This window comes from Bradyrhizobium sp., from assembly GCF_035701725.1.
Classification (GTDB): Bacteria; Pseudomonadota; Alphaproteobacteria; order Rhizobiales; family Xanthobacteraceae; genus Bradyrhizobium.
In genome coordinates, this window is sequence record NZ_DASSRP010000235.1 from 1 (window position 1) to 5,400 (window position 5,400).

Genomic DNA, 5,400 nt, shown 5'->3' on the forward strand with positions numbered 1-5,400 from the left:
CTTGAGCTGGCCTATCTCGCCGGCGGCGCGCGGCGTGTCGGCGATGCCATGCTCGTCAACCTGATGTCGGCGGACGGCGCGATGATCGCACCTGGCGACTACAAGATCACGGTGACCAACCAGGCCTCGCTGGCAGGCCTGATGGACCGGCCGCCGCTGCTTTCGCTGCCGCCATTGATGACGCGGACGCAGTTTCAGAAGGCGGTCAAGCCGTTGGTGGAACGCCTTCAGGAGCGACTGCAGCAGCTCGGCTACTATCCAAGCGACGAGCAGATGGCATCGTTCCGCAAGGAGACCGTGCCTTTCGTGCTGCTGTTGCTGGCGTTCGGAATCACCAAGGCATTCATCGGCGCCGGGCGCGGCCATCCGGTCGGCATTCTGGTCATCCTTCTTGTCGTCACCGCCGTGGCCGGGATCGCGCTGGCGACCCGACCGAACCGCACCCAGGCCGGGGCCGAGGTTCTCAAGAGTTATCAGGACGGCAATGCGCGGGCCTCGCGCGCGCCGCTCGATCACGAATTGCTGCTTGCGGTCGCGCTGTCCGGCGCCGTCGTGCTGTCCGGCACCGCCTATGCCTCGGTCTATGCCGCCTCGCAGACGATGAACAACGGGAGTGGTTGCGGCGGCGGCGGTAGCGGCTGCGGCGGGGGTGGCGGCGGCTGCGGCGGGTGCAGCTGATATTGCTCGCGCCTATCAGCCTGCGGCCGCCACGCGTTTCTCTATGATAGAGGCAACGCGCACCGGCGTTTCCAGCATCGAATAGTGGCCCGCATCGTCGATCGTCTCGAACGTCGCCTGCGGGTAGGCCGCGGCAAAGGCGTTGTGCGAGGCCTCGCCGCGATAGAAGGGAATGTCTAGCGCTCCATTCACGACATGCATCGGCGCGGCAAGACGGTGCGGATCATCGGTGATGGCGGAGCTCGTGAACATCTTGAGATAGCCGCGCATCGCGTCCGTCGTTGCGGCCTCGCGCGCGATCCTCAGCTTGCGCTGGAGCCAGCCTGCGCTGTAGCGATTGCTGGTACGAGCGGTGATGGCCCGCGCCGCCGCCTCGTCCTCATCAATCACCGCGTTCAGCGCTTTGAGCGCCGCCTCGTCGGCGTGAAAGCCGGTGGGCGGCACCGGCGAGAACAAGGTCACACTTTGGATCCGGGCGGCTGCGGAAAGTGCAATCGCCTGCCCGACCAGGCCGGACATCGAATGTCCAACCAGATGAAAGCGGGGGATCGCGAGGCTATCGGCCGTGCGCAACACGTCGCCGACGGCTTCCTGGAGCGTGTAGGTGCCGGTCGAGGCGCGCGACCAGCCGTAGCCGCGCAGGTCCATGAAAATCAGCGTGTGACGGCCGAGGTCGAAATAAGGCAGTGTCGGCTCCCAGTTGACGTGATCGCCGAGCCACTCGTGCAACACCACGCAGACCGCGGGGCCATTGCCGATCCGGCAGTGGCCGAGCCTCTCCGCGCTCGCCAATTGCGGTCCCGGCCAGGACAAGGAAAGCGCAGCTGCGGTCGACGGCGCTGGCTTTGCCGGTTGCGCGGCGGCACGCGCACTGACGACCGCCGCGGTGGCGCCAAGCCCGAAGCCTTTCAAGAGGTGACGACGCTTCATGTGGATTCTCGAACGCAGTTTCGACAGCTGTCTCCGTCGCTCATCCCGTTCATAGGACGTGAACAAGGATGCGGCGGACCCGATAAATAACTTGCGGCCTTGCAGTTGGGAAAATTGATTTCTCTCATTCCCTGATTGATAAATCTCATTTCGACCGCTTCGCTGCTGGTCTCATCCCCGTGACGGGGAATGCGCTCTGGAGTTTCACCCATGCCGACGACCCTCGACATCGACACGCTCCGATCCCTGATTACCGTCGTCGATATGATGAGCTTCTCGCGCGCCGCCGAGCGGCTTGGCCGCTCGCAATCCGCCATCAGTCTCCAGATTGCCCGACTCGAAGGCCTGGTCGGGCATTCTCTGCTCAAGCGAGCGCGGGGGCGGGTGATCGGCCCGACCGCGCGGGGCGCAAGGCTGGTCGCGCACGCGCGAAAGATCGTCGAGCTCAACGAGCGCGCGGTCGCGGAAATGCGGCAGCCGGCTTCGGGACACCGGATCAGGCTCGGGCTCCCTGCGGATTTCCTGGAGCGCGATTTTTCCTCCACCCTCGAGGAGATCCGGGCGCACTGCCCCGAAGCACGGCTCTCGTTGCGCACCGACCTGTCAGCGCGGCTCGCCGAGGATGTCGACCACGGCAGGCTCGATGTCGCGCTTTTCAAACGCGCATCGTCGAACGAAGCCGGGGCTGCGATCGCATTGGAGCCCCTGGCGTGGTTTGGCGAGGTTGACAGGGCGTTCGTGCGGGACGGCGAACCGGTCCCGCTGGTGGCGTTCGCAGAAGGATGCGCCTATCGCGACGAGGCGTTGCGAAGTTTACGCCTGGCGCAACGCGCCTGGACCATCGCTTGCGAGGCGCGCAGCCTCTCGGCGCTGGCTGCCGCGGTCGAATCCGGGCTCGGCTATGCCGCCCTGCCAACAAGGCTCGGCGAGCGCAAGTCGCTGATCCCGGCCCGTCGGCTGAAGGAGCAGTTGCCGGCCCTCAATCCCGTGGAGCTCGCGCTCGGCATCGCCGAGGCTCGCGAGGTCCCTTTCGCACGCACCATCGGCGCGATCATCGCGCAACGCTGCACGCTGGCGTAACGACAGGACGCCCGGCGCGCCCACCTGCCGTCACGCCTGTTCCTTGCGATGCGGGCTCACGTCGAAAACTGGCGCGCAAAGGCCGATGAAGTTGGGTGCTATCGCTTCGCCGTTGCGCCCCAACGAGCGAAATGCCGCGGGCGTTCGATTACCGTATGGCCACGAGCCCGGCAGGTGGCCGTATAGAATTCGTTAACACGGCAGCCCTAGTCCTTATGCAGATGGGCAAAATCCCGAAACGCTGCCGGATCATCCATGAGCGATGAACCAGACCATGCAGTCACGGCTCTGCCGGACGAGGTTCGGGTACGCCTCTATGACCAGGCCGTGAATGCCGCTCGCTTCGGCGCCTGGGAATGTGAACTCGCGACCGAGCGCCTGACCTGGACGCCCGGCGTCTACGACATCTTCGGCTATCCGATGGGCAATCCGCTGCGCCGATCGAGCATCGTCGACCTCTATATCGACGAGTCGCGACGCAACATGGAACTCGCCCGTGCGGAGGTGATCCGGAGTGGGCATCCGGTAACGCTCGATGCCGAGATCAGAACCTGGCGCGGTGAAAGGCGCTGGATGCGCCTCTCGATCGATTCGGTCAGAGAGGCCGGACGGCCAGCGCGGATCTTCGGCTCCAAGCAGGACATCACCGCAGACCGGCAAACAATCGAGCGCCTGCGGCGGCAAGCCGAAACCGATCCTCTCACCGGGCTCGCCAATCGTCTGGTTTTCCAGGCCCGTTATCGCGAGGTCATCGGTGACAGTCTGAATTATGGTTTCGCGTCAGCCCTCGTTCTGATTGATCTCGATCGTTTCAAGGAGCTCAACGACACGTTCGGCCATTCGGCCGGAGATGCATGTCTGTGCGAGGTTGCCGGGCGCCTGCGGCGGGCATTTCATGATGCCGGCCTGGTAGGCCGGCTCGGCGGCGACGAATTCGCAATCATCCTGCGTGCTCCGACCAACCCCGCCCAAATCGCACGCGTGCTGCAGCAGACCATCGTGATGTTGAGCCGGCCGCTGTTCTGGAACGGTCTTCGCATCGGGGTCGGCGCTTCGATCGGAGCGGCTCTCGTCGGTCGCCCGCATCGCCGGCGGATCACCGAATTGTTCGCGGAAGCCGACATCGCGCTCTATGATGCGAAGGCTGCCGGCCGCAACAAGGTTCATTTGTTCGGCGATGAGGGGCGCAGCCGGGCCGCGTAGCGAAAGTTCTTGACCCGCCCCATGCACCCGAAACGATCGTGTTAGAAGGCTCGGCGCTTTGTCGGGGATGGTGCCGAAATGGCGCGCCACGGCCGATGAAGATGGGCAATACTCTTTCGCCGTGGCACTATGATGCCGTAGCCCGCGATGCGCTCCAATTCGCAACAATGCGACGGCTTTCGATCCAGCACTGCGCTTTCTAACTAGATCCCGTATTGCGGGGCGGTCCGGTTGCCACTCAATAGCGGTAATCCCGAACAGCCTCCCAGACCGACGAGAAGGGCCATTAGCAGACATCAAGATATCTACACGACTAATGGCGATCGATGCTCTGATCGGGCCACAGGTAGTCTGCAACTATGGATTCGGTAATCGCGGCACGAATTGATTTGTCGATATCGATCACGTGATCAATCGGTTCTGAACTCTTGTTGAGATAGGGCAAAAGCCTATAGCTAAGCCCGAGGTTCGGCTTGACCTCATAAGCGACGTCACATTGGCCAATAGAGCTGGAGTACAGAAGGGGGCCGCAATTCACCACGAACGGACGGCCCATAGGTGTGGCATAGAGGTCTGGCCTCGCTTTATACGTCGCGGCCCAATCCTCCTGGCGTGCGTTCGGGGGATTGATCGGCTTGATGCGACAGGCCGACATTCCGTTCGGCAACTCCTCATGGAGCGTTGCTCGGTTACAAGCCGACGCGGCAAGGTCCCGTTGCAATGTCTCGCCCATCCAAATTCTGTCCGCTCCTGGCTCGGCCTTACCTCTATCAAGCCGGTATAGCGTTATCAGTGCAATCGCCCGGCCGATCGACGCCAACTGACCGCCTCTTGCCAAAATTCTCGGTGTGAAGAATGCATGGCTCAACGACTGAAGTGGGTTTCCAAAACACCCTTTTTGATCGGTTGGGTCGGGCACCTTCAAGGCGAGATTGCCGTCACGTTCAGCAAGTGGATCGTAGACAACCATTTGTTGCTTGGCGTACGCCATCGGAAAAACGTAGCGGCCAAGGGATATGAAAATCTGGTCGTGAACTACTTTTTTGCAGCGTTCTGGGTCATAGACCTCTTCCGGTCTATCAGCTGCGCGTGTTGGCTCGGGTCGGAGCAGCTGGGGCGGATGGACGAAAGGAACTAAGACCACAATCGCAGCGAACACGGCGAGACTCGACCACGCTAGCAGCGCTCCTGCATTTTTCATTGTTTGAGCATCCGTCTACTCGCACGAAGCGCATTGAGGTCGATTGGTTGCATAAATCCAACATATCAACCATTTTTACGGCTAAATGCTCAATTTTTAACGAAGTCGCGCGAACTTCGGGTCAATCACGTCGCTTTTGCGGCGTCTGCTTTAGCGTCCGCTATCCGCAAACCGGACATTCTCACGTACCCCTGGGACAGGTCCGCTTGTCGCCTTTCTGTGCCTAAATTGCAGATGACCGGCGTAACGGCGGCGGCTCTGGATGATCGCCTCAATCGCTTCGGGGGGCGCGTATCGTCAGCGCATCG

5 protein-coding genes are annotated in these 5,400 nt (G+C 62.2%); 3 read left to right on the forward strand and 2 right to left on the reverse strand.

The window, feature by feature from the left end; translation table 11 throughout:
- Positions 1 to 678, forward strand: a 678-nt coding sequence (locus tag VFL62_RS13665) for a TIGR04222 domain-containing membrane protein (RefSeq protein WP_325172910.1), incomplete at its 5' end; no start/stop codon positions are given.
- Positions 679 to 693: 15 nt separating this feature from the next.
- On the opposite strand, the gene VFL62_RS13670 is transcribed toward VFL62_RS13665, so the two are convergent.
- Positions 694 to 1,608, reverse strand: a complete 915-nt coding sequence (locus VFL62_RS13670; protein ID WP_325172911.1) for an alpha/beta hydrolase — start codon at positions 1,606 to 1,608, stop codon at positions 694 to 696.
- A 210-nt stretch (positions 1,609 to 1,818) separates the two neighbouring features.
- On the opposite strand from VFL62_RS13670, the gene VFL62_RS13675 reads away from it, so the two are divergent.
- Positions 1,819 to 2,688, forward strand: a complete 870-nt coding sequence (locus VFL62_RS13675) for a LysR family transcriptional regulator (protein WP_325172912.1) — start codon at positions 1,819 to 1,821, stop codon at positions 2,686 to 2,688.
- A gap of 255 nt (positions 2,689 to 2,943) precedes the next feature.
- Positions 2,944 to 3,891 carry a sensor domain-containing diguanylate cyclase gene (locus tag VFL62_RS13680; protein ID WP_325172913.1) on the forward strand — a complete coding sequence of 316 codons (948 nt, stop codon included), beginning with the start codon at positions 2,944 to 2,946 and terminating at the stop codon, positions 3,889 to 3,891.
- Positions 3,892 to 4,204: 313 nt separating this feature from the next.
- Here the strand turns inward: VFL62_RS13680 and VFL62_RS13685 are convergent, their stop codons facing one another.
- The gene (locus tag VFL62_RS13685) at positions 4,205 to 5,092 is read right to left on the reverse strand and encodes a hypothetical protein (RefSeq protein ID WP_325172914.1); all 888 of its coding nucleotides are present in this window, start codon (positions 5,090 to 5,092) and stop codon (positions 4,205 to 4,207) included.
- Between the last annotated feature and the right edge of the window lie 308 nt (positions 5,093 to 5,400).

Excerpts from the sequence above, each read along its gene's own strand:
- VFL62_RS13670 (WP_325172911.1), bottom strand. The coding sequence starts at position 1,608 with ATGAAGCGTCGTCACCTCTTGAAAGGCTTCGGGCTTGGCGCCACCGCG.
- VFL62_RS13675 (WP_325172912.1), top strand. The coding sequence starts at position 1,819 with ATGCCGACGACCCTCGACATCGACACGCTCCGATCCCTGATTACCGTC.
- VFL62_RS13680 (WP_325172913.1), top strand. The coding sequence starts at position 2,944 with ATGAGCGATGAACCAGACCATGCAGTCACGGCTCTGCCGGACGAGGTT.
- VFL62_RS13685 (WP_325172914.1), bottom strand. The coding sequence starts at position 5,092 with ATGAAAAATGCAGGAGCGCTGCTAGCGTGGTCGAGTCTCGCCGTGTTC.